Source organism: Romboutsia maritimum, assembly GCF_002251085.2.
In the GTDB taxonomy this organism is placed as follows: domain Bacteria; phylum Bacillota; class Clostridia; order Peptostreptococcales; family Peptostreptococcaceae; genus Romboutsia_B; species Romboutsia_B maritimum.
In genome coordinates this window covers 54043-77375 of sequence record NZ_NOJZ02000010.1, presented here as the reverse complement: position 1 = coordinate 77375, position 23333 = coordinate 54043, and the positions used below count along the sequence as shown (strand labels likewise).

The 23333-nt window shown below is 27.6% G+C and carries 23 protein-coding genes, 2 rRNA genes and 1 other annotated feature; of the genes, 22 read left to right on the top strand and 3 right to left on the bottom strand.

Going from position 1 to position 23333, the window contains the following annotated elements; translation table 11 throughout:
* From CHF27_RS07600 to CHF27_RS07555, 10 genes are all read left to right on the top strand, one after another.
* Positions 1-152 (top strand): 23S ribosomal RNA (locus tag CHF27_RS07600); the annotation flags it as partial.
* Between the two features lie 84 nt (positions 153-236).
* Positions 237-353, top strand: a 5S ribosomal RNA gene (rrf, locus tag CHF27_RS07595).
* A 109-nt stretch (positions 354-462) separates the two neighbouring features.
* Positions 463-630 (top strand): DUF378 domain-containing protein, encoded by a 168-nt coding sequence (locus tag CHF27_RS07590; protein ID WP_095404527.1) that lies wholly within the window; start codon positions 463-465, stop codon positions 628-630.
* A gap of 91 nt (positions 631-721) precedes the next feature.
* Positions 722-2134, top strand: coding sequence for an aminotransferase class I/II-fold pyridoxal phosphate-dependent enzyme (locus tag CHF27_RS07585; RefSeq protein WP_095404528.1), 1413 nt, complete (start codon positions 722-724; stop codon positions 2132-2134).
* Between the two features lie 26 nt (positions 2135-2160).
* On the top strand, positions 2161-2850 hold the full coding sequence (locus tag CHF27_RS07580) for a dTMP kinase (RefSeq protein ID WP_095404529.1): 690 nt from the start codon (positions 2161-2163) through the stop codon (positions 2848-2850).
* A 2-nt stretch (positions 2851-2852) separates the two neighbouring features.
* Positions 2853-3788 carry a DNA polymerase III subunit gene (locus CHF27_RS07575; RefSeq protein WP_095404530.1) on the top strand — a complete coding sequence of 312 codons (936 nt, stop codon included), beginning with the start codon at positions 2853-2855 and terminating at the stop codon, positions 3786-3788.
* Complete coding sequence (locus tag CHF27_RS07570) at positions 3785-4681, top strand: PSP1 domain-containing protein (RefSeq protein ID WP_095404531.1); 897 nt, start codon at positions 3785-3787, stop codon at positions 4679-4681. Before CHF27_RS07575 ends, CHF27_RS07570 begins: the two co-directional genes overlap by 4 nt.
* A gap of 40 nt (positions 4682-4721) precedes the next feature.
* On the top strand, positions 4722-5474 hold the full coding sequence (locus CHF27_RS07565; RefSeq protein ID WP_199533636.1) for a tRNA1(Val) (adenine(37)-N6)-methyltransferase: 753 nt from the start codon (positions 4722-4724) through the stop codon (positions 5472-5474).
* Positions 5475-6308, top strand: a complete 834-nt coding sequence (rsmI, locus tag CHF27_RS07560) for a 16S rRNA (cytidine(1402)-2'-O)-methyltransferase (protein WP_095404532.1) — start codon at positions 5475-5477, stop codon at positions 6306-6308. It abuts the gene before it with no gap.
* A gap of 25 nt (positions 6309-6333) precedes the next feature.
* Positions 6334-7032: an HD domain-containing protein gene (locus CHF27_RS07555; protein WP_095404533.1), complete on the top strand. Its 699-nt coding sequence runs from the start codon at positions 6334-6336 to the stop codon at positions 7030-7032.
* Positions 7033-7159: 127 nt separating this feature from the next.
* Here the strand turns inward: CHF27_RS07555 and CHF27_RS07550 are convergent, their stop codons facing one another.
* Together CHF27_RS07550 and CHF27_RS07545 are read right to left on the bottom strand one after the other, a co-directional pair.
* Entirely contained in the window at positions 7160-7588 is a 429-nt protein-coding gene (locus CHF27_RS07550) for an Lrp/AsnC family transcriptional regulator (RefSeq protein ID WP_095404534.1), read from the bottom strand.
* 31 nt (positions 7589-7619) lie between these two features.
* Entirely contained in the window at positions 7620-9053 is a 1434-nt protein-coding gene (locus CHF27_RS07545) for a nicotinate phosphoribosyltransferase (protein WP_095404535.1), read from the bottom strand.
* Between the two features lie 150 nt (positions 9054-9203).
* On the opposite strand from CHF27_RS07545, the gene CHF27_RS07540 reads away from it, so the two are divergent.
* The 12 genes from CHF27_RS07540 (at position 9204) to CHF27_RS07485 (ending at position 21896) form a co-directional block, all read left to right on the top strand.
* Positions 9204-9758 (top strand): nucleoside recognition domain-containing protein, encoded by a 555-nt coding sequence (locus CHF27_RS07540; protein WP_095404536.1) that lies wholly within the window; start codon positions 9204-9206, stop codon positions 9756-9758.
* Positions 9758-10282, top strand: coding sequence for a spore maturation protein (locus tag CHF27_RS07535; RefSeq protein WP_095404537.1), 525 nt, complete (start codon positions 9758-9760; stop codon positions 10280-10282). The genes CHF27_RS07540 and CHF27_RS07535 overlap by 1 nt, the downstream gene beginning before the upstream one ends.
* A 147-nt stretch (positions 10283-10429) precedes the next feature.
* Positions 10430-10665, top strand: a binding site (T-box leader).
* Positions 10666-10746: 81 nt separating this feature from the next.
* Positions 10747-12684 carry a methionine--tRNA ligase gene (metG, locus tag CHF27_RS07530; RefSeq protein WP_095404538.1) on the top strand — a complete coding sequence of 646 codons (1938 nt, stop codon included), beginning with the start codon at positions 10747-10749 and terminating at the stop codon, positions 12682-12684.
* A 13-nt stretch (positions 12685-12697) separates the two neighbouring features.
* Positions 12698-13468 (top strand): TatD family hydrolase, encoded by a 771-nt coding sequence (locus tag CHF27_RS07525; protein ID WP_095404539.1) that lies wholly within the window; start codon positions 12698-12700, stop codon positions 13466-13468.
* 292 nt (positions 13469-13760) lie between these two features.
* Positions 13761-14987, top strand: coding sequence for a GGDEF domain-containing phosphodiesterase (locus CHF27_RS07520; protein ID WP_158534734.1), 1227 nt, complete (start codon positions 13761-13763; stop codon positions 14985-14987).
* 240 nt (positions 14988-15227) lie between these two features.
* Positions 15228-15902, top strand: coding sequence for a G5 domain-containing protein (locus tag CHF27_RS07515; protein ID WP_095404541.1), 675 nt, complete (start codon positions 15228-15230; stop codon positions 15900-15902).
* 117 nt (positions 15903-16019) lie between these two features.
* Positions 16020-16562, top strand: coding sequence for a ribonuclease M5 (rnmV, locus tag CHF27_RS07510; protein WP_095404542.1), 543 nt, complete (start codon positions 16020-16022; stop codon positions 16560-16562).
* A gap of 51 nt (positions 16563-16613) precedes the next feature.
* Positions 16614-17483: a 16S rRNA (adenine(1518)-N(6)/adenine(1519)-N(6))-dimethyltransferase RsmA gene (rsmA, locus tag CHF27_RS07505; protein ID WP_095404543.1), complete on the top strand. Its 870-nt coding sequence runs from the start codon at positions 16614-16616 to the stop codon at positions 17481-17483.
* Positions 17484-17548: 65 nt separating this feature from the next.
* Positions 17549-18781 carry a hypothetical protein gene (locus CHF27_RS14195; RefSeq protein WP_158534733.1) on the top strand — a complete coding sequence of 411 codons (1233 nt, stop codon included), beginning with the start codon at positions 17549-17551 and terminating at the stop codon, positions 18779-18781.
* Between the two features lie 85 nt (positions 18782-18866).
* A complete protein-coding gene (locus tag CHF27_RS07495; RefSeq protein WP_095404544.1) occupies positions 18867-19982 on the top strand; it encodes a M20/M25/M40 family metallo-hydrolase in 1116 nt (371 codons plus the stop codon).
* 156 nt (positions 19983-20138) lie between these two features.
* The gene (locus CHF27_RS07490) at positions 20139-21035 is read left to right on the top strand and encodes a cation diffusion facilitator family transporter (RefSeq protein ID WP_095404545.1); all 897 of its coding nucleotides are present in this window, start codon (positions 20139-20141) and stop codon (positions 21033-21035) included.
* A 69-nt stretch (positions 21036-21104) separates the two neighbouring features.
* Complete coding sequence (locus CHF27_RS07485) at positions 21105-21896, top strand: hypothetical protein (RefSeq protein WP_095404546.1); 792 nt, start codon at positions 21105-21107, stop codon at positions 21894-21896.
* 52 nt (positions 21897-21948) lie between these two features.
* Here CHF27_RS07485 and murC read toward each other — a convergent pair whose 3' ends face one another.
* A complete protein-coding gene (gene murC / locus CHF27_RS07480; protein ID WP_095404547.1) occupies positions 21949-23301 on the bottom strand; it encodes a UDP-N-acetylmuramate--L-alanine ligase in 1353 nt (450 codons plus the stop codon).
* Between the last annotated feature and the right edge of the window lie 32 nt (positions 23302-23333).

Genomic DNA, 23333 nt, shown 5'->3' with positions numbered 1-23333 from the left:
GCTGAAAGCATCTAAGCGCGAAGCCTACTTCAAGATAAGATTTCCCACCGTAAGGGTAAGATCCCAGGAAGACTACCTGGTTGATAGGTCGAAGGTGTAAGTGCAGTAATGTATTTAGCTTAACGATACTAATAGATCGAGGACTTGACCAAGAATTAAAATGATAATTCCTAAATGTATGCAGTTTTTAGAGTATTAACTCTAAAACTTAATAGAAATGTTAAGCATAAAGATTATGTGGTTATAATAGCAAAGAGGATACACCTGTTCCCATTCCGAACACAGAAGTTAAGCTCTTTAGCGCTGATGGTACTTGGAGGGCAACCTCCTGGGAGAGTAGGACGTAGCCACGTAATCTTTTTTATATATCTTAAAATTCCCGAGGAAATTAAATTTTCATGGTTATTTTGGAAAAATTAGAAAATCCTATAAGAAATAAATATTTCCTAAGGAGTGATATATATGAAAAAATTTGCATTAGTTTTGGTTATAATAGGAGCTTTTGGAGTAGATTTACTGGGAAATATATTTGAAGGAACATATGAACTAGCAAGTAGAATAATATATTTTTTAGTAGGGCTAGCGGGTATATATTTAATACCTACATTAATGACAGATGATAATAAATAATTTCTACTTAATATTAAACCTAAACCGTTGATGTTTTTATATATCAACGGTTTTTATGTTTAATATTAAGTTTTATTATAAGGAGATAAGTATGAAAAATTCAATTATTGGAGAATTAACAAATATAGAAAGAAACAAATTAATTTCGTTTCATACTCCGGGACATAAATTAGGGAAAATATATGATAAATTAGGATATTCAAGTTTACTAGAAAAATTGTATAGAATGGACACAACTGAGATAGAAGGAACAGACAACTTACATTCACCAGAAGGGATAATTAAGGATTCTCAAGAAAAAGCTTCTCAGATATTTAAAAGTGAAGAAACATATTTTTTAGTGAATGGAAGTACTTGTGGTATAAATGCAGCAATTATGTCTGTATGCAAACCTAAAGATAAGATAATAGTTAATAGAGATTGTCATCAATCAATAATCAATACATGTATCTTAGGTGATATTGATCCTATTTATATAAAGTCAAATATAGATAGTGAGTTAAATGTATTAAAAGGAGTTAATGTAGAACATGCAATAGAAGTTATAAATCATAACCTAGAGGCTAAAGCAATAGTACTTACTTATCCAACGTATTATGGTATGGTATATGATTTAAAACTAATATGTGATTATGCTCATAGCAAAGATATTACAGTAATAGTAGATGAAGCTCATGGAGCACATTTAGGATTAAATGATAATCTTCCTAAAACAGCTTTAGAACAAGGAGCAGATATTGTAATTCAAAGTACTCATAAAACACTACCAGCATTTACACAAGCATCTATGTTACATACACAAGGAAACCGAATTAATAAAAATAAATTAGTAGAGGTTTTAAGAATGGTGGAATCATCGAGCCCTTCATATATGCTAATGGCATCTTTAGAATTAGCAACTGATATATTAGAAATTAATGGAAGAGAATTAATGGAAGAGCTTTTGTTTAACATAGAAAAATTTAAATCAAAATTTCATAATAATAAAAATATAGAAGTATATGATACTGATGATAAAACCAAAATATTTATTTCGTGTGGAAAAATAGGAATAACAGGGTATAAATTAGAAAGTATTCTTAGAAATAATTATAATATTCAAGTAGAGCTATCTAATTATTATGGAGTTTTATTGATTTGTACAATATCTAATGATGATAATGATTTTAATACTTTAGAAATTGCATTGAACGAAATATTAAAAAATAATTTAAAAAATAATAGGTTATTACAAATTATAAATTATCCACAAGAAATACCATTAAAATTAATAAGTCCTAGAGAAGCATTTTATAAAGATAAAAAAAATGTTAAAATATATGAAAGCATAGGAAAAGTAAGTGGAGAATATATAATACCTTATCCACCAGGAATAAGTTTAATATCTCCAGGAGAAGTAATTACAAAAGATATAATTGATTATGTTTTACTGTGTAGAGAAAAAGGAATGAACATAAGTGGAATAAAAGATACTAATTTAGAATTTATAGATATAATAGACTAAAACTCATGTAATGGAGGATATAAATAATGAAAGGTAAGTTAATAATTATAGAGAGTGGTTCGGATGCAAGTGGAAAAGCTACTCAAACAAAAAAACTATACGAAAGACTTTTAAAGGATGGATATAATGTAAGAAAAGTTGAATATCCTAATTATGAATCTGAATCATCTGCATTAGTAAAGATGTATTTAAGAGGTGATTTTGGAAAAAATCCTTCAGATGTAGATCCATATATATCATCAACTTTTTTTGCAGCAGATAGATATGCATCATTTAAAACACAGTGGGAAGAATTTTATAATCAAGGTGGAATAATTATTGCAGACAGATATACTACATCTAATATGGTGCATCAGGCATCTAAAATGGACATTCAGGATAGAGATAAGTATTTAGATTGGTTAGCTGATTTTGAATTTAATATGTACAAAATACCACAACCAGATTTTGTTATGTTTTTAGATGTTCCAATAGAGTATAGTAAAAAACTTATGGAAAATAGAAAAAATAAAATTACAGGTAGTGATAAAAAAGATATACATGAAAGTGATATGGAATACTTAGAAAAATCATATAAAAATTCTTTATATATAGCACAAAAATTTAATTGGAAGAAGATAAACTGTGTACAGAGTGAGAATTTAAGAAGTATAGAAGATATACATGAAGAAATTTATAACTTAGTTAGAAATGCAATTGAATCCATGGAGATGTAGATATGTATTTTGAAGATATTATAGGACAAGAGTTTGCAAAAAAATATATTATAAACTCAATTAAAAATAAAAAAATTAATCACGCATATATGTTTAATGGTATAGATGGAATAGGAAAGACTAAATTTGCACAGGAATTTTCAAAAATTTTACTTGATGTTGAAAATATAGATAATAGTCCAGATTATATAAGCATAAAACCAGATGGAAATAGTATAAAGATAGCTAAAATTAGAGATTTACAAGAAGATATAATTATTAAGCCACACAAAGATTATAAAATATATATTATAAATCAAGCTGAGAAAATGACAGTAGAAGCTCAAAATGCACTGTTAAAAACGCTAGAGGAACCTCCTGGATATGCAATGATAGTATTAATTACAAAGAATAAAGAAGCTATGTTAGATACAATAAAATCTAGATGTGAAATAATTAAGTTTTTACCAATACCATTATTAAGTTTAACTGATTATTTAATAAATAGGGGAATAGAAGAAAGTAGAGCGAAGTTATTAGCTACATTTTCAAGGGGAAGTATAGAGAAGGCTTTAGAATTATCTAATTCAGCAGAATTCTCAATAATGAGAGAAGACATACAAAATTACATTCAAAATATTTTAGATAAAAATTTAGTGGAAATTTTAGATATACCAAATAATATGGAAAAATATAAAAGTGAAATTATCAATTTATTAGATATGATGATTAATTATTTTAGAGATATAATGATTTCTAAAGAACAAGTTAGTAAAGACATGATGATAAATGGGGATAAAATGACTTTTATACAAAATATGAGCAAAAAAATTACCTATTCGCAAGTGTCTAAGATTATTGATATAATAGAAGAAACAAAGAAAAATATAAGAAGCAATTGTAACTTTAATATGAGTATACAAGTTATGGCTTTAAATATATATGAGGTGATTAAATGATAAGGATAGTGGGAGTTAGGTTTAAAAATGCTGGGAAAATATATTATTTTGACCCAGTCGATTTAAATATAGAAAAAAATATGGATGCAGTTGTAGAAACTGCAAGAGGATTAGAATATGGAACAATAGTAGTTGGACCAAAGGAAATAGATGAAAATGAATTAATTTCGCCTTTAAAACCAATTATAAGAGTAGCTACTCCTGAAGATACTAAGATATATCTTGAAAATAAAGAAAAAGCAAAAGAAACATTTGAACTATGCCAACAAAAAATTAAACAACATGATCTTACTATGTTTTTAATAGATTGTGAGTATACATTTGATAGAAATAAATTGATATTTTACTTCACAGCAGAGGGAAGAATAGATTTTAGAGAACTTGTAAAAGATTTAGCAGCTATATTTAAAACAAGAATAGAGTTAAGACAAATTGGTGTTAGAGATGAAGCTAAATCAATAGGCGGTCTAGGTCCATGTGGAAGAAGACTTTGTTGTTCTTCATGGCTTGGAGATTTTCAGCCAGTATCTATAAAAATGGCAAAAGATCAAAGTTTATCTCTTAATCCAACAAAAATTTCAGGAATATGTGGTAGATTGTTCTGTTGTTTAAAGTATGAACATGATGTATATAGTGAAGCGTTAGATAAAATGCCAGTAGTTGGTTCACTAGTCCAAGTTACTGACGGAAAAGGTAAAGTAATTGAAATTAATCCATTATTAGAGCAAATTAAAGTTGAATTTAACGATAAAACTATAAAGATATATACTAGAGAAGAAGTTAAAGTACTTCAAGAACCTAAAAAGTGTGGCGGAGGTTGTTGTGCATCAGGATGTAAGAATGATGAAATAGATGCAGCGACATTAAGAGAATTAAAGAAATTAGAAGATTAGGGGGGTAGGATTTTTCCTACCTTTTTTAAAGGAGATATTTATGAATATAAAGCTTAAAGAGACAGAAAGAATAGATGACTTACAATTAAAAGGATTAAAATTAATACAAGACATTAATGGATTTTGTTTTGGAGTAGATGCAGTACTTTTAGCTAACTTTGCAAAAGTTAAAAGAGGAGCAAATGTTGCGGATTTAGGAACAGGAACAGGCATAATACCTATTTTAATAGCAGGCAAAAGTGAAGCAAAAAAAATAATAGGTGTAGAAATACAAGAAGAAGTATATGAGATGGCTACACGTTCTGTAAAATTAAATAATTTAGAAGATAGAGTACAAATAATAAATGCAGATATAAAAACGATAGATAAAGAATTAGAAGTTCATGGATATCATGTAGTAACTTCAAATCCTCCATATATGCATATTGATGGAATAAAAAATCCTAATGATAAAAAAGCTATATCTAGACACGAAGTAAAGTGTAATTTAGAAGACGTAATAAAAGCTGCTTCTAGGCTGGTTATGCCAAAAGGAAAGTTCTTTATGATACATAGACCAACTAGATTAGTTGATATAATAGAATTAGGAAGAAAATATAAATTAGAACCAAAAGTAGTTCAATTTATACATCCAAAGCCTAAAAAAGCACCTAATTTATTATTAGTTGAGTTTGTAAAAGATGGAAGACCAGAATTAAGAATACTAGACCCGTTATATGTATATGGAGAAGACGGAAATTATACAGAAGAATTAAAAGCTATATATGATAATGAAGATATAGGAGAGATATAAATGAGTGGAAAATTATATATATGCCCAACACCAATAGGGAATTTAGAAGATATAACATATAGAACATTAAGGATATTAAATGAGGTGGATTTAATTGCAGCTGAAGATACAAGACATAGTATAAAGCTTTTAAATCATTTCGAAATATCAAAACCTTTAACTAGTTACCATGATCATAATAAAGGTACAAAGGGAGATTATTTAATAGATAAATTGTTAGAAGGAGAAAATATAGCAGTTATAAGTGATGCAGGAATGCCAGGAATATCTGACCCAGGAGAGGAAATAATAAGACAAGCAATAGAAAATAATATAGAAATAGAAGTACTTCCAGGAGCAACTGCATTTGTTACAGCTCTAGTTGGGTCAGGATTAAATACATATAAATTTATTTTTGAAGGATTTTTAGATAGAGATAAAAAAATTAGGAGAGAAAGACTAGAAGAATTAAAAGAAGAAAATAGAACTTTAATTTTTTACGAATCTCCACATCGATTAAAAGAAACATTAAAAGATATGTTTAAAATATTAGGAAATAGGAAAATATCTGTAAATAGAGAACTTACAAAAAAATATCAAGAAATAATAAGAGAAGATATTGAGGTTGTAATAAACATATTTAATGAAAGAGAAATAAAGGGTGAGTTTGTATTAATAGTTGATGGGTTTAAAGGAGAAAAAACAGTACATAATACATATGAAGACCTTAATGAAAGAGAATATGTTTTAAAATTAATAGAAGATGGAATGAACAAAAAAGATGCAATAAAAGTAGTATGTAAAGATAGAAAATTAAAAAAAGATATAGTTTATAAACAAGTATTAGATTTATAAAAGATAAATTTTTGGGGTGATATATATGGAGTTACAGAAGAAATTAATAGATAGCTTATGTAATGAAAATACACATGAAGAATTTAAAAAACTTGATGAACAAAATTTACTAAAAAAAATAATCCCGGAAACCGAAGATATGAAGTTAGTTGGAGAATGTAAATATCATGTAGTTAATTGTGAAGAACATTCGTTAAATGCATTACAAGAATTAGAATATATCTTAAAAGATGAAACTTTTTTTCCAAATCATATAAAAGATAAAATTTGGGACTATTTAAATACTAGCATAGATAAAGATATTACAAAATTACAACTATTAAAATTAGGCGTATTTTTACATGATATAGGAAAGCCAAGTGCTAAGACTATTGATGAAACAGGAAGAGTTCACTTTAAAAATCATGAAAAAATAGGTGCCCAAATAGCAAAAAATCTAGGTATTAGATTAGGATTATCTTCAGAATCTATTGATGTACTATATAAATATGTAAGACATCATATGGCACTCTTAGTATTTTATAAAACTAATGATTTAACAAAAGAAAAGTTATACAACACATTTTATACCCTAAAAGATGAAATAATAGGTGTTATGCTTTTAGGTTATGCAGATATAGTAGCAACACGAAAATTATTAAATCCTAATGAAAATTCAGGAACTATAAAGACATATATGGAATATATCATAACCAATTATGAATATAGATTTAAAAGAAAATAATGTTTTAATACAAATGAATATATAAAAATTCACATAAAAAAGATGATTCTAATTAATAAAGAAATCATCTTTTTTATGTGAATTTATTTGTATTATATTTAAATTAATCTATAAGTTTTTAATATTGTTAAAGTATAGGCTTGGATTGTATAGGCGTAGATAAAACGACAGATGTTTTAGTTGAACCTATAGTTTTAACTGTATCTATTACATTTTCTAACTCATACATATCTTTAACAATTACTTTTAAAAGAGAACAATCATTTCCAGTTATATGATGATACTCTACTATTCTTGGATCTTTACGTGCAGCTTCTAAAAAATCATGATACTTATCACTTGGTAAAGAGATATGTATAAAAGCTTTTATAACTCTACCTAATGTATCTGGATTTACAATAGCTTTATAACCTTCAATAACTCCAGACTCTTCTAATCTTTTAACTCTTTCAGAAACAGCAGGAGAAGTTAGACCAACTATTTTCCCTAAATCTTTCATAGAAATTCTTCCATCACTTTGTAGTATTTCTATGATTCTGTAATCTGTAATATCCATATTTTAATCCCCCTTAATTAAGATAATATTTTTATTTATAAGAAATTTTAGCATCAAGTAAACTAGCTTTTAAAATCCAGAGTTTTTCAGATAAATCAATCTTATAATCTTTAGGATTTGATAACCTTCTATACGCATCCCATAAAGTATTTAACTCAGTTTGTACATAATCACGTATTTCAAGAACTGGTTTCTTAATATGCTTACATTTTCCATTTATAAACAAAGGTTGTTGAAGCTCTCTAATATTATAATTTTCAAAAATCATAGATTTCCAAGTATAAATAGGATGAAATACAGATAAAGGTTTACTTGAATCTATATGTTCGTCATGTAACATTATTAAATCTGCCTCTGCTTTATTTTCTTTATTATAAATTCTTACTACTTTTTTATATCCTGGATTGTTTATTTTTTCAGGATTTTCAGAAATTTTTATCTTAGGTACTAAAATATCATTTTTATATGATGCAGCTAACTTATAAACCCCACCTAGAGAAGGTGATTCGGCTGATGTAATTAGTTTGGTTCCTACACCCCAAGAGTTTATAGCAGCACCTTCTGATTTTAAAGAAGCTATAGTATATTCATCTAAATCATTAGAAGCTGTTATAGATAAATTTTTAAATCCTGCATCATCTAACATTCTCTTAGCTTCTGTTGATAGATATTTTAAATCTCCAGAATCTAATCTTATGCCAAGAGGTTTATATCCTTTTTCAGATAAATTATTAAATACCTTTATTGCATTAGGTATTCCACTATTTAGTACATTATATGTATCTACAAGTAATAAACATTTACTAGGGTATACATCTGCATAAGCTTGGAATGCATCTAATTCTGTATCAAATTTTTGAACCCAACTATGAGCATGAGTTCCAACTACTGGTATATCAAAAAGTTTACCGGCCAAAACATTTGCAGTAGCATTGCATCCACCAATTACAGCAGCTCTTGCTCCATAAGTACCTGCATCTGGACCTTGAGCACGTCTAAGCCCAAACTCAAATACAGGGTCACCTTGTGCTGCAAAGCAAACTCTAGATGCTTTAGTAGCAATAAGTGACTGGAAGTTTATAATTGTTAGTAAAGCTGTTTCTATAAGTTGAGCTTGATATAGAGGCGCTTTAACTGTAATTATTGGCTCATTAGGGAACATAATCGTACCCTCGGAAACAGAGTATATATCACCAGTAAATTTAAAATCTTTTAAAAATGCTAAGAATCTGTCAGAGAACAGGTTTAAACTTTTTAGATATTCTAAATCATCATCTGAAAAATGAAGATTATTTATGTAGTCAACAAACTGTTCTATACCACAAACTATGGTATAACCACCGTTGCAGGCATTTTTTCTAAAAAACATATCAAATACAACTAAGTCTTCATGCACATTTTTTTCAAAATACCCATTTAGCATAGTTAATTGATATAAATCAGTAAGAAGTGTTAAATTTCTCATTACTTTTCTCCTTAAATATTAAAAATTATAAAAAACCCCACACTTATACTAAAACACAATATAGTACAACTTTCAAGTATAAAGTATAGACTGGATATCATAAAATTATATAGAGAGGGGGAGGTAAAAATAGGAAAGATATGGTTCTATATGATCGCGATAGGTATTATAGGTAGTATTTTTTCAGATAGCTTAGGGGAGTTGAATAAGGTCATATTAACAGAAACCTCCAAAGGAGTTGAATTTGCAATAAGTTTGGCTGGGGTAATGGCGCTTTGGATGGGTATAATGAATATAGCAAAAGACTCTGGGCTTATAGAAAAAATAGGACAAAAATTAAATCCAATAATGAAGAAATTATTCCCTTCAGTTCCAAAAGGACATAAAGCTATGTCTTATATAGTAATGAATATAGCACTAAATATGCTGGGGGCAGGCAATGGAGCAACTGCTTTTGGACTTAAGGCTATGAATGAATTGCAAACATTAAATAATAAAAAAGATACAGCAACTGATGATATGATAATGTTTTTAGTAATAAATATATCCTCAGTTCAAATAATTCCGTTTACTATGTTAAAAGTAAGAATGGATATGGGGGCTAAAAATCCTAGCGAAATAATAGTAACGACACTGTTTGCTACAATAGTATCTACAACTATAGGAATAATAAGTTGTAAGCTATTCCAAAGGAGGTATAAGTAATGTTAAATCAATTTTCAAACTTACTAATACCTTTAATAATATTATTTATTGTAGTTTATGGTAGATACAAAAAAGTTGATATATATGACAGCTTTATAACTGGAGCTATTGATGGACTTAAAGCTACTTGGTCGATACTGCCGTATATAATAGGTATATTTTTAGCAATAGGAATATTTAAAACAGGAAAGGGTATTGAAATTCTAGAGTACATATTTATGCCAATAGCAAAAATCATGAGCATACCAAAGGAATTAATAGGATTAATAATAGTCAAACCTTTGTCAGGAAGTGGTGCACTTGGAATGTATACGGAATTAGCTCAAAGAGTAGGGATAGATTCTATAACAGAAAAAATGGGTTCAACAATAGTTGGAGCTTCAGAGACAATATTTTATACAATGGCAATATATTATGGAAGTTTAAAGATAAAGAATACTAGACATACATTGATATGTTCTATGTTAAGTCATATATTTGGTGTGATTGCTGCAGTATTTATATGCTATGTTATATTTACATAGAAAACAGACAAATATTTATTATCCATAGGTTGACAATATTATATAAATTTAATAGAATTAATTTTATATAGTATAGAAATAAATTAATAACAATTTTTTGTATAGTACATAGAATATAAGTGAATAATATTATAAAAATAGAAAATAAAAAAAGCAAAGAAAAGAAGAGTAAATAATAAATTTTTCTACAGAGAGCTAGATTAGGTGAAAGCTAGTGTTAAATGAATTATTGAAGATGGCCTTGGAGCTTCTTATTTGAAGAATAGTAGGATAAGACGTATTGACTCGTTATAGTCTACTAAGATATTTATATTTTAATTGGAATAATTTAATAAAATATAGATAAATTAGGGTGGTACCGCGTTAATTATCTCGCCCCTATGAATAACATAGGAGGCGAGTTTTTTAATTTAAGCATATAAGCTTAAAGATATAGATTTAACATTAATAAAGGAGGTAATAAAATGAATAAGCCTAAGTTTTATGTTACAACACCTATATATTATCCAAGTGGAAATTTACATATAGGTCATACGTATACTACAGTTGCAGCAGATGCAATAGCAAGATTTAAACGTTTCAGTGGTTATGATGTAAAGTTCTTAACAGGAACTGACGAGCACGGAGAAAAAATTCAAAAAACTGCTAGAGAAAAAGGTATGACAGAAATGGAATACTTAGATGGAATGATAGCAGGTATAAAATCTTTATGGGATACAATGGATATATCATATGATGATTTTATAAGAACTACTCAAGATAGACATAAGGAAGTAATACAAAAAATATTCACTAAGTTATATGAACAAGGCGACATATACAAAGGTTCGTATGAAGGAAGATACTGTACACCATGTGAAAGTTTCTGGACAGAATCTCAATTATTAGAAGGAAACAAATGTCCTGATTGTGGTAGAGAAACATATCTAGCGAAAGAAGAAGCTTACTTCTTTAAACTATCTAAATATGAAGATAGACTAAAAGAATTATTTAAAAATGATAAATTCTGTTTCCCAGTATCAAGAAAAAATGAAATGGTTGCAAATTTCTTAGATAAAGGACTAGATGATTTATGTGTAACTAGAACTACATTTGACTGGGGTATAAAAGTACCTTTTGATGAAAAGCATGTAATATATGTTTGGGTAGATGCGTTATGTAACTATATAACAGCTTTAGGATACATGAGTGATAATGATGAAGAATTTAAAAAATATTGGCCTGCCAATGTACAAATAGTAGGTAAAGAAATAGTGAGATTCCATACGATTATATGGCCAGCATTACTTATGGCACTTGATTTACCAGTACCAGAACAAGTATACGGACATGGTTGGATATTATTCGCTAATGACAAAATGAGTAAATCAAAAGGAAATATAGTTTATCCAGAACCTATGATAGAAAGATATGGAATAGATGCTCTTAAATATTTCTTATTGAGAGAATTTGCTTTTGGACAAGATGGAAGTTATACTCATAGAAACTTCGTAACAAGAATAAACTCAGATTTAGCTAATGATTTAGGAAATTTAGTAAGTAGAACAGTAGCTATGGTAGAAAAATACAATGGTGGAATAATACCTATGGCTAAAGTTGCAACAGCTTTTGATGACGAGTTAAAAGCACAAGCTAAGTTATCGAGAGAAAACTTTGAAAAAGAAATGGATAAAATGCAATTCCACGAAGCTTTAGAAAATGTTTGGAAATTAATAAGAAGAACAAATAAATATATAGATGAAACTATGCCATGGGCTTTAGCTAAAGATGAAGCTAAGAAAGATGAACTAGATACAGTTTTATATAATTTATGTGAATCTATAAGAATAGTAGCTACTTTAATAAACCCTGTAATGTACACAACAGCTAATAAGATATATGACCAATTAGGAATAGCAGGTCAAGAAAACTTAACTAACTGGGAAAGTACAAACACATTTGGACTTATAGTAGAAAATACAAAAGTATTCAAGGGAGAGTCTTTATTCCCAAGATTAGATATTGACAAGGAGGTAGCAGAATTGGAAGAATTATTCTCAGGAAAACCAGAAGTAAAGGAAGAGCCATTAACTCATAAGGAAGAAATAACTATAGATGATTTAGATAAAGTAGAGTTAAGAGTAGGAAAGATATTAAGTTGTGAAAAACATCCAAAGGCAGATAGATTATTAGTTTCTCAAGTTAAATTAGGATCTGAAACAAGACAAATAGTATCAGGTATAGCTAAGTGGTATAAGCCAGAAGATTTAGTTGGTAAAGAAGTTATAGTAGTATGTAACTTAAAACCAGTTAAATTAAGAGGAGTTGAATCACAAGGTATGATATTAGCAGCTGGAGATGATGGAGATGACTTAATATTACCATTAGCTACTGGTGCTAAAGATGGAAGCGAAGTTCGTTAAGGAGTTGATAAATATGTTATTTGACTCACATGCTCATTTAAATGATGAAAGATTTGATGAAGACAGAGAAGAGTTGATTCAATCGTTAAGAGAAAAACAAGTAGATTTAGTTGTAAATCCAGGCGCAGATATACAAAGTTCTATAACAAGTGTAGAACTTGCAAACAAACATGATTTTATATATGCAGCTGTAGGAGTTCATCCTCATGATGTAGGAGAACTAAATGATTCAGCAATAGAAACACTTAGAAAGTTAGCAACTGAAAATGATAAGGTGGTTGCAATAGGAGAAATAGGATTAGATTATTATTATGATAATCATCCTAGAGAAATTCAAAAAGAGTGGTTTAAAAAGCAAATAGAATTAGCTAATGAATTAAAACTCCCTATAATAATACATGATAGAGATGCTCATCAGGATACTTTTGAAATTATAAAAAATACAAAAAATCCTGAGATAGGATGTGTTCTTCATTGTTATAGTGGAAATGTAGAATTAGCTAAAGAATATATAAAAATGGGTTGTTATATTTCTATACCAGGAACAGTAACATTTAAAAATAATAAAAAAACTAGAGAAGTAGCAAAAGAAATACGCCTAGAGTATTTATTAATAGAAACTGATTCTCCATATATGGCTCCAGAGCCACATAGAGGAAAAAGAAACGATCCATCTTTAGTAGCTTTTGTAGCAGATAAGATTGCTCAAGAGAAAGGTATATCTTATGAGTCTGTATGTAAAGCTACAAAAGAAAATGCAAAAAAATTTTTTAGTATAAAATAAAGTTTTTAAGTGTAAAATCCGTTAAAGTAGATAGCTATCTTCTTTAACGGATTTTTTTCATTACAAAAAATATAAAAAATTTTTAGTGAATGATAATATTGCATATGAGAGATTATGGATATCAGGAACTAAAGGAAGAGATAGATATACCGTATAAAAAGTTATGAAGTTAGATGCATTTAAATACATTTTTTATAATAAATAGCTAATATAAGCAAGATACAGTATAAAATATAAAAGTATTAAAAAATTAACCTTATTTTCTATGAGAAAGAGGGGGTTAGGGGGGATTATGGAGACATTATCTAAAAATAATGATAGATATAATTTTTTTTATGATCTAAAAAACACTAACTACAAGTATACTATTTTATATATAGATATAATTAAATTTAGATTAATAAATAATGCATATGGAATAAATGAATCTAATCTTTTATTAAAACAAATCACAGAGAAAATAGACAAAATAGGAAGCAATTTAAAAATGGATATAAACATATGTATGTATGAGAAAGATATAATATTAATTAAGTTGTCCAATTGTAATAATAAAAAATTAACTGCTTTAATAAATTCTATTGTAATGTCAAAATATAAATATAGCATTAATTTTAGAATGGCATTTATGGAATTATATGAGTATGGGGATGTACTTAATTTTATAGAAAATATAAAGTATGTATTTAAATGTAAAAAGTATGAAGTAACTGATGAAAATTACAATATAGAAGATTTAAATATTGAATATCATATAAAAAGATATCAAGAATTAAAAAATGATATTTTATCTAATAATAATAGATTTTTTAGTTTAGTATATCAGCCAAAAGTAGAGTTAAAATACAATAATATAATATCTTGGGAAGTTCTAAGTCGATGGAATCATCCTAAATACGGATTTATATCTCCTATAGAATTTATAAAAATTATAAAAGATTTAGATAGAGAATATGAATTTGATATATATATATTAGAGCAAATGTGCAAGGAGATAAGTAGACTTAATTTTGATCATAGCATATACTCTATAAATATATCAGTAAATACGCTAAAAAACCCTAATATATATGATAAAATTTTAGAAATAACATCAAAATATTATATTAATCCTAGTAAAATAACATTTGAAATAGTTGAAACATCTCAGGTAGAAGACTATGATATTATTACAGAAATAATTAATAATTTAAATAAGATGGGATATAATATCTCAATAGATGATTTTGGAACTGGATATTCTTCATATTATAGATTATGCAACATAAATTTTTCTGAAGTTAAAATACCAAGAGAGTTTTTGCCAAGTAAAAAAGATAATAGGGAAAAGAAAATGGCTGTATTAAAGGGAATAGTTAATATGTGTAAAAATTTAGGGTGTAAGACAGTTATAGAAGGAATTGAAACTAAAGATGATCATGAATTAGCGAGTTATTTAGGTGTGGATTATGCTCAAGGCTATCTTTACTCTCATCCTGTTACTATTGATGAATCATTAAAAATGATTATAAACAGTTAACTAAAATAGATACAATATATATTAGATTAAAAATTAACATCTAATTTAAAATTATGAATTAAATATTTATATACTTATAAAAGGATATATCAAAAATATTTTGAAGTATCCTTTTTATTGTTACTTAAATTTATATAATGAAGTTGTCCTTTTTATGTAATAAAAATATCTTTATAAGAATATAATTTAAAAACATAAGGATAAAAAAATAAAGAATTACGTAAGAGAGGAGAAAATTAAATGAAGTCAAAAAATGAATTAAAACGTCCTTTAATTTTCATGGTACTAACAACAGCTATTATATTGGGAGTATATTCAGATTTAAATAAGAGAATAATTTTAAATGTAGATGGACAAACATCAAAAGTAAACACTTTATCAAAAAATGTAGGAGATTTTTTGTTTAATAAAAAAGTGGGTTTAAAAGAGAGTTGTATGATTGAACCATCAATAGACTCTAAGTTAAAGGATAATATGGAAATAAAAATAACAAATCAAATAATGGTTAATATATGTGATGCTGGTGTTAACAAAGAATATAAAACAACAAAACAAAAAGTTAAGGATGTTTTAAAAGAGTGTAAAATAATTTTGGATGATGCTGATATTTTAAATAAAAGCCTAAATGATAAAATAAAATCAAATGATACAATTGAGATAATTAGAATAAAAGAAGAAGTAGTGGTATCAGAAAAAGAAATACCATTTAAAACCGAAATTGTAAAAGACAATAGTAAAGTAAGTGGAAATAAAGAGCTAAATAACAAAGGAGAGAATGGTATAATAGAAGAAAAGTATAAAATTACATATAAAAATGGCAAAATTTCTTCAAAAAAATTAGTTTCAGACAAAATAATTAAAAATCCAGTTAATGAGGTTATAAAAGAAGGAACACTAAAGGTGGATACTATTTAAAGTATAAAAGCTATGGTAACTTTACTATAGCTTTATTCTTATGGTCTTGATTAAATTATGTAAAAACCTTAAAATAGAAAGATGTAGTTCAAAAATAGATAAAAAGGTGAATTTATAATGATAAAAGAAATTATAGTAGTAGAAGGAAGAGATGATGTAACAGCAGTAAAAAGAGCTCTTGATGCAGAGTTAATAACTACCGGTGGATTTGGATTTCCAAAAGGGGTTATGGAGCGTATAAAATCAGCTCAGGAAAGAAGAGGAGTTATAATATTTACAGACCCTGATTTTGCTGGAGAAAAAATAAGAAAAAAAATAGCAGCAGAAGTTCCGGGTTGTAAACATGCTTTTTTACCTAGAGAAGAAGCTAAAAAAGATGGGGACATAGGAATAGAAAATGCAACTCCAAAAAGTATAATAGCAGCGCTTAATAAAGTTAGAACAGAAAGTATTGAAAAAAGAAGTGAATTTAAACAAGTAGATTTAATTAGAAACGGTTTAATAGGAAATGAAGACGCTTCTACAAGAAGAGATGAATTAGGTAAAATATTGGGTATAGGTTATGGAAATGCAAAGCAATTTTTAAATAGATTAAATAATTACGGAGTAACAAGAGAAGAATTTTTACAAGCATTAAAAAGTATAGGTAATAACTTATAAGTATTATGTAAAAACTATTAAATAAATTAAAATACATAAAGGAGATATATGATGGACAGACTTTCGTCACATAGAGCAACCAAAGAAGTGGTTCAAAAACATAATTTTAAATTTTCAAAGTCTTTAGGCCAAAATTTCTTAATAGATGATAATGTTATAGATAAGATACTAGATGGAGCTAGACTTTCAGAAGGAGATAACATAATAGAAGTTGGACCAGGAATAGGAACACTTACACGTGAAATGGGAAAAGTAGCTCAAAAAGTTGTCGCAATAGAAATCGATAAGAGTTTAATACCAATATTAAAAGAAACATTAGATGAATTTGATAATGTAGAAGTAGTAAATAAAGATATATTAAGAGTAAATATACAAGAATTAGTAGAAGAAAAGTTAAATGGAGGTCCAGTTAAATTAGTAGCTAACCTTCCATATTATATAACTACTCCAATAGTTATGAAATTTTTAGAAGAAGATATCCCTGTAACAGATATAGTTGTTATGGTTCAAAAAGAAGTTGCAGATAGAATGAATGCTAGTCCAGGAACTAAAGATTATGGTGCGTTATCTATAGCGGTACAATACCACTGTGACACTGAGATAGTAGCTAAAGCACCAAGACATATGTTTGTTCCACAGCCAAATGTAGATTCTACAGTAATTGGTTTACATGTAAGAGAAGAAAGAAAATATAAAGTTGATAATGAAGAAATATTCTTTAAAACTGTAAAAGCATCTTTTGGACAAAGAAGAAAAACGCTACTTAATTCATTAGGAGGATTAGGATTTTTAACTAAGGATGAAATAAGAGAAGTTTTAAACCAAGCTAATATAGATGAAAAAAGAAGAGGAGAAACTCTTAGCATAGAAGAATTTTCTATTCTTTCAAATATAGTAAATTCAAAAGTACCTTCAAAATAGAAGGTACTTTTTTTATTAATATGGTCATATACTATCTAGAGAAGTTATGTTAAGGGGGGATTAGAGTGGGTTCTAAAAGAAAGTTTAAAAGAGATTATATAATTCTAGAAGCCAAAGATATGAACTTTAGATATAAAGAGCGTGTATTACCTAAAGCTTTCGCAAAAGTAGAAATAAATGATGAAAAATCAGTAGTAGCCTTATATGTAGAAAATCTTAAATATATGAGAGATGGATATAGAGTTATGGCTATACAAAGTGATTATGAAACACTAGACTTAGGAAAAATAACAGTAAATCAACAAGGTAAAGGTGAATTTGTTTTAGATTTAAAAAATGATGAGTGTGATATAAAGGCTATAGCAATGTTATATGAAAAGTCTGTTCCACTTATAGGATTTAAAGGTAATAAAATTGAAAATTATGAAGAAATATTATTTATGGGGGAAGAAGAGTATATTGAAGAAGATAACGATAGGGAATACGAAGAAATAGAGTATATTGAAATTGAAGAAGATGATGACATAGACGGAGAGTTTGATGAGTATGATGAAATGGAATATATAGAAGTAGAAGAAGATGAGATAGATGATGTAAATAATGAAGAAGATGATGAAGATGAAGAAGATGATGATGATGAAAATAATCAATATTATGAATTTGATGAAGAAGATGAAAATGAAGAAGATGATGAAGAAAATGATGATGAAGAAGATGATGAACATCAAAATCAAGAGAATGAAGAATATAGAGTTCCGCAGTATAATAAAACAAATAAGTTAAGAAATACCCAAAATCAAAAGAAACAAAGTAAAAAAAATAAGACAAATCAAAATAAAACTCACAATCAAAAACCAAGACAATATAAACAACAATCAACAAATTCTACTTTATTGATGCCAAGACAAATAAAAAAAGGATTAAAGTATTTTAAAGAAGTTAAACCATTTGTTTCAGATTATATAGAAGATACAAGATGGTGGAAAATAGAAATAAATCCAGCTACTTTATGTGGATATACAATGCCATACTTAGGATATGTAAATAGTTTGAATTATACTATGTATAGTGATGCAGTAATGCAATCTTATAAATATAGACATTACTTATTTGGAGTTCAATATGATGAATATAACAAGAGAAAAAATTATATATATGCAGTTCCGGGAGGGAAAAGTGAACAACCAGATAAAGGCCATACAGGATTTATGATTTATCAAGCATGTGATAATAGAAATAATAGCCTAGGATACTGGTTATGCTTTATAGATTCAAGATCTAGAAGAATCGCAAAATAAGCATTGTTTACTTATGGCTATTGATAATATTTTAATATTACTTTAAAATATATCATAAGATTAAAATATTTTTGGAGGAAATCTTATGGTAAATAAACAAAGAGTTATAAATGAATTTCTTGAGTTAGTACAAATAGATAGTCCTTCTTCAAAAGAGGGCAAGATAGCTCAAATACTAGTTAAAAAACTAGAAGAAATAGGTTGCTCTGTTATAATAGATGACGCTGGTAATAAAGTTGGTGGAGAAACTGGAAATGTAATAGCTACATTAAAAGGAAATAGATTAGGTAAAAAAATATTATTTAGTTCACATATGGATACAGTTAGCCCAGGAATAAATGTAAAACCTATAGTTGATGAAACTAAAGGAATAATTACAAGTGATGGGACTACAGTGTTAGGATCAGATGATAAAGCAGGTATAGCAGCTATATTAGAAGGATTAAGAACAATAAAAGAAAAAGATATTCAACATCCAGATATTCAAGTGGTATTTTCTATTTGGGAAGAAGGTGGACTTAGAGGTGCTAAGTGCCTAGATTATTCTAAAATAGATGCAGAGTATGCTTTTGTATTAGATAGTGGGGGAGCTCCTGGAGAAATAATAATAAAAGCGCCAGCACAAGATGCAATAAAAGTTAAGATAACAGGTAAACCAGCGCATGCGGGTCTTCAACCTGAAAATGGAATAAGTGCAATAATGGTAGCATCTAGAGCAATAGAAAATATGAATTTATTAAGAATAGATGAAGAAACTACTGCTAATATAGGTATAGTTAAAGGTGGAGTAGCTACTAATATCGTTATGCCTGAGTTAGAAATATTAGCAGAATCTAGAAGTTTAAACGAAGAAAAATTAAATAATCAAACTCAACATATGGTTGATACATTTAAAAAAGCAGCCAAAGATTTTGGCGCTAATATAGAAATCCAAACAGAAAGAGCATATAATCCATTAAATATAGATGAAGATGATGAAATAGTTAAACTAGCTAAAAGAGCTTTATCTAATTTAAACATAAAAGGGAAGACTGCTTCGACTGGTGGAGGAAGTGATACTAATATTTTAAATAAAAATGGTATAAAAGCTGTAAACTTAGGAATTGGTATGAAGAATGCTCATACATTAGAAGAGTATATAGCAATAGAAGATATAATAAATTCAGCGAGAATGGTAGTAGAGATAATAAAAGAAGCATAAAATTAAAAATTAGTATATAATATAGATAATATCACCTAGCAAAAGCTAGGTGATTTTTCGATTTTTAGCATACTGATAATCTTTATTGAAAGTAAAATAAAACCAATTACATATGAGTTTAATTTAATTAATAATATATAAATTAGGGGGGATAATATGGAAACAAGATATGAAGAGGCTAATAAGGTTACAATAAAATCAATAATGTGGAATATTATTTTAACAATAATAAAAATATTTGCAGGAGTAATAGGTAAGTCTAATGCAATGATTGCAGATGGAATACATTCGGCCTCAGATATAATAAGTTCAATAGGTGTTTTAATAGGAAGTTTTGTATCTTCTAGACCTGATGACAAGGAGCATAATTATGGTCATGAAAAGGCAGAAACATTAGTTTCATTTATTTTAGCGATATTACTTATAGCTGTATCAATAACGATAGGTATACAGGCTATAAAATCTTTATTTAATTTAGATTCTCTACAAATACCAACAATATTACCTTTAATAATTGCTGTTATATCGATTATTATAAAAGAATATCAGTATAGAATAACCATAAAAGTTGCTAAAAAAATTAATTCACCAGCTTTAAAAGCTGATGCATGGCATCATAGATCAGATGCACTATCATCTATAGCTGCATTTGTTGGGATAGGAGGATCAATTCTTGGATTTAAAGCATTAGATCCAATAGCATCATTAATAGTGGCGATGTTTATTGCTAAAGTAGGTATTGAAATTTTAATAAATTCAGTTAATGAACTTATGGATGTTTCTGTAGATGATGATGAAGAAACTCAAATAAAAAGTATAGCGAAAAACACACAAGGAATTAGGAATTTAGGGAAATTAAGAACTAGAAAACATGGAGCTATGGCATATATAGATTTAACTATTTGTGTGGATGGAAAATTAACTGTTACAGAAGGTCATGATATTGCAAATAAGCTTGAAAAACAAATAATAAATGATATGGAATTTGTAAAAGGAATAACGGTTCATGTAGAACCATGTAATCATTGCCCTGGAAATAGTTGTTTTAAATAATTATATCTTAAAAAATGTTGAGAAAAGTAATATAATTATTTTATAATAAAAGATGATAGGGGGCATTAAATGGCTAAGAAAAGAAAATTAAAGAAAAATGCAGCGTTGTTAATTGGAGTAATCGCCTTTTTTATAGTATATTTTGTGTTTTTTAATTGGGGTAAAAGCTTGGAAGTAACTCCAGAAGATACACCTAAAAAAACAGAAGCTCAAGAAGAAGATTCTAGATCTTTATTAACACAAATAAGCAGTAAGAAGAAAATTTATATATCTGATCAGAATATAGAAAATATCAAAGTTGAAGAAGAATATTGGAATGAAATAAAATTCTTCTTTAGTGAATTTAGTAAAGTAAGAGAACCTGAATCATATACTAAAAAATATGAAGGATACTCAGATGATGGAATAAAATTTTCTACAGATCTTAATTATTTTAGGGTATATACTGTAAATAATCAAGAATATTATAAGGTTCCAATTTCAATAAAAAAAGAATTTGAAGCTCTTATAAAGGAAAGTATATACACATCCTTTGATTTTATAAAACAATATAAAACATGGGAAAATGTAACCATAAGTTATAATAAAGAAACTAAAAAAATTAGTGGATGGAAATATGATGATTTAGCTTATAAAATGGCATCAAAAAGACTTGTAGGTAAAGTTCAACCAGAAAAAAGCAAGGAAAGAAGTAAGTATAACTTTACAATAAATATAAAAGGTGAAGATTATGAAGTTAAAGTAGAAACAATGGGACAAGACTATGTTAAAATAATTTCTAAAGATGCACAGTCATATTATGAAGTTCACAATGGACTATATGAATATATTAAAAATGAAATATTTGAAATAGGGAAATAAAAATAAGCTATCTCAAAATACCAAGTTATTTTGAGATAGCTTATTTTGAATTTTAATTTTCAACTAATAAGTCTGCAATTTTATAAACTGTACCAGCTCCTGCAGTTATAACTAAATCATTGCTTTTTATGTTTTCTCTAAGGTATTTAGCTATATCTTCAAATTCACTAATGTACATTGCATCAACATTATTTTGATATAATTTTTCAACTAAATCTTTTGAATGTATATCTCCAGGATCATCTTCCCTAGCAGCATATATATCAGTTATGATAACTTTATCTGCTGAATAGAAAGCATCTGAAAATTCATTTAGTAAAGATTTGGTTCTAGTATAGGTATGTGGTTGGAAAATACACCACAATGTTGATTTTTTCATTTTTTTAGCAGCAGCTAAGGTTGCTTTTAATTCTGTTGGATGGTGAGCATAGTCATCTATAATTAAGGCATCATTACAATAGCCTTTAGTTTCGAATCTTCTACCAACACCTTTGTATGCATTTATATTCTTTCTTATAGTTTCTAAATCTATATCAGAAACTAAAGCAGCAAGAATTGCAGCACAAGAATTATATATATTATGAAGTCCAGGAACTGAAAGTTCAAATTGACCTAAATTTTTACCATTGTAGTCAATTTCATATATTCCATATCCATTTTCGTTAAATCTTATGTTTTTTATTACAGCATCGTTAGATAAATCAGTTCCATATTTTATGATTTTAGCTTTAACATCATGTAAAATATCTTCTGTGTTTTGGTCATCTCCATTTATTATAAAATGTCCATCAGTAGGAAGTAATTTCCCAAATTTATTAAAAGAAGCTTTTATTTCATCTATGCCAGAGAAATAATCAAGATGATCTTCTTCAATATTTAAAACAATAGATATTTTAGGGTTGAAATTTAAGAAGCTATCAACATATTCACAAGCTTCAGTTATAAAATGATCTGAGTTACCTATTTTAACATTACCACCTATTACACTTAAGTTTCCACCAACTAAAATAGTTGGGTCTAAATGAGCATATTCAAATATTGTAGATAACATAGAAGTTGTTGATGTTTTACCATGTGTTCCAGATACAGCTATTGAGTTTTTATATTCTCTCATTATTTGTCCTAAAAAAGCTGCTCTATTCATTGTTAATTTGTTTTTTTCTTTTGCTGCAATAAGCTCTTCATTATCAGCATGAACAGCTGCTGTATAAACAACCATATCTACATTATCTGATAAATGTTCTTTTTTATGTCCTATAAATATTTCGGCACCTTGAGATCTTAGTTTATCTAAAAGGTACGATTCATTTGAATCAGAACCAGACACTTTATAACCTTTATTAAGGCATATTTCAGCCAATGCACTCATACTAATGCCACCGATTCCAATGAAATGTATATTCATAACAAAACCACCTTTCTTTTTAATTAAGTTCT

What these genes read in the sequence shown, in the direction of transcription:
- CHF27_RS07590 (WP_095404527.1), top strand. Translation starts at nt 463, where the DNA reads ATGAAAAAATTTGCATTAGTTTTGGTTATAATAGGAGCTTTTGGAGTA.
- CHF27_RS07585 (WP_095404528.1), top strand. Translation starts at nt 722, where the DNA reads ATGAAAAATTCAATTATTGGAGAATTAACAAATATAGAAAGAAACAAA.
- CHF27_RS07580 (WP_095404529.1), top strand. Translation starts at nt 2,161, where the DNA reads ATGAAAGGTAAGTTAATAATTATAGAGAGTGGTTCGGATGCAAGTGGA.
- CHF27_RS07575 (WP_095404530.1), top strand. Translation starts at nt 2,853, where the DNA reads ATGTATTTTGAAGATATTATAGGACAAGAGTTTGCAAAAAAATATATT.
- CHF27_RS07570 (WP_095404531.1), top strand. Translation starts at nt 3,785, where the DNA reads ATGATAAGGATAGTGGGAGTTAGGTTTAAAAATGCTGGGAAAATATAT.
- CHF27_RS07565 (WP_199533636.1), top strand. Translation starts at nt 4,722, where the DNA reads ATGAATATAAAGCTTAAAGAGACAGAAAGAATAGATGACTTACAATTA.
- rsmI (WP_095404532.1), top strand. Translation starts at nt 5,475, where the DNA reads ATGAGTGGAAAATTATATATATGCCCAACACCAATAGGGAATTTAGAA.
- CHF27_RS07555 (WP_095404533.1), top strand. Translation starts at nt 6,334, where the DNA reads ATGGAGTTACAGAAGAAATTAATAGATAGCTTATGTAATGAAAATACA.
- CHF27_RS07550 (WP_095404534.1), bottom strand. Translation starts at nt 7,588, where the DNA reads ATGGATATTACAGATTACAGAATCATAGAAATACTACAAAGTGATGGA.
- CHF27_RS07545 (WP_095404535.1), bottom strand. Translation starts at nt 9,053, where the DNA reads ATGAGAAATTTAACACTTCTTACTGATTTATATCAATTAACTATGCTA.
- CHF27_RS07540 (WP_095404536.1), top strand. Translation starts at nt 9,204, where the DNA reads ATGATCGCGATAGGTATTATAGGTAGTATTTTTTCAGATAGCTTAGGG.
- CHF27_RS07535 (WP_095404537.1), top strand. Translation starts at nt 9,758, where the DNA reads ATGTTAAATCAATTTTCAAACTTACTAATACCTTTAATAATATTATTT.
- metG (WP_095404538.1), top strand. Translation starts at nt 10,747, where the DNA reads ATGAATAAGCCTAAGTTTTATGTTACAACACCTATATATTATCCAAGT.
- CHF27_RS07525 (WP_095404539.1), top strand. Translation starts at nt 12,698, where the DNA reads ATGTTATTTGACTCACATGCTCATTTAAATGATGAAAGATTTGATGAA.
- CHF27_RS07520 (WP_158534734.1), top strand. Translation starts at nt 13,761, where the DNA reads ATGGAGACATTATCTAAAAATAATGATAGATATAATTTTTTTTATGAT.
- CHF27_RS07515 (WP_095404541.1), top strand. Translation starts at nt 15,228, where the DNA reads ATGAAGTCAAAAAATGAATTAAAACGTCCTTTAATTTTCATGGTACTA.
- rnmV (WP_095404542.1), top strand. Translation starts at nt 16,020, where the DNA reads ATGATAAAAGAAATTATAGTAGTAGAAGGAAGAGATGATGTAACAGCA.
- rsmA (WP_095404543.1), top strand. Translation starts at nt 16,614, where the DNA reads ATGGACAGACTTTCGTCACATAGAGCAACCAAAGAAGTGGTTCAAAAA.
- CHF27_RS07495 (WP_095404544.1), top strand. Translation starts at nt 18,867, where the DNA reads ATGGTAAATAAACAAAGAGTTATAAATGAATTTCTTGAGTTAGTACAA.
- CHF27_RS07490 (WP_095404545.1), top strand. Translation starts at nt 20,139, where the DNA reads ATGGAAACAAGATATGAAGAGGCTAATAAGGTTACAATAAAATCAATA.
- CHF27_RS07485 (WP_095404546.1), top strand. Translation starts at nt 21,105, where the DNA reads ATGGCTAAGAAAAGAAAATTAAAGAAAAATGCAGCGTTGTTAATTGGA.
- murC (WP_095404547.1), bottom strand. Translation starts at nt 23,301, where the DNA reads ATGAATATACATTTCATTGGAATCGGTGGCATTAGTATGAGTGCATTG.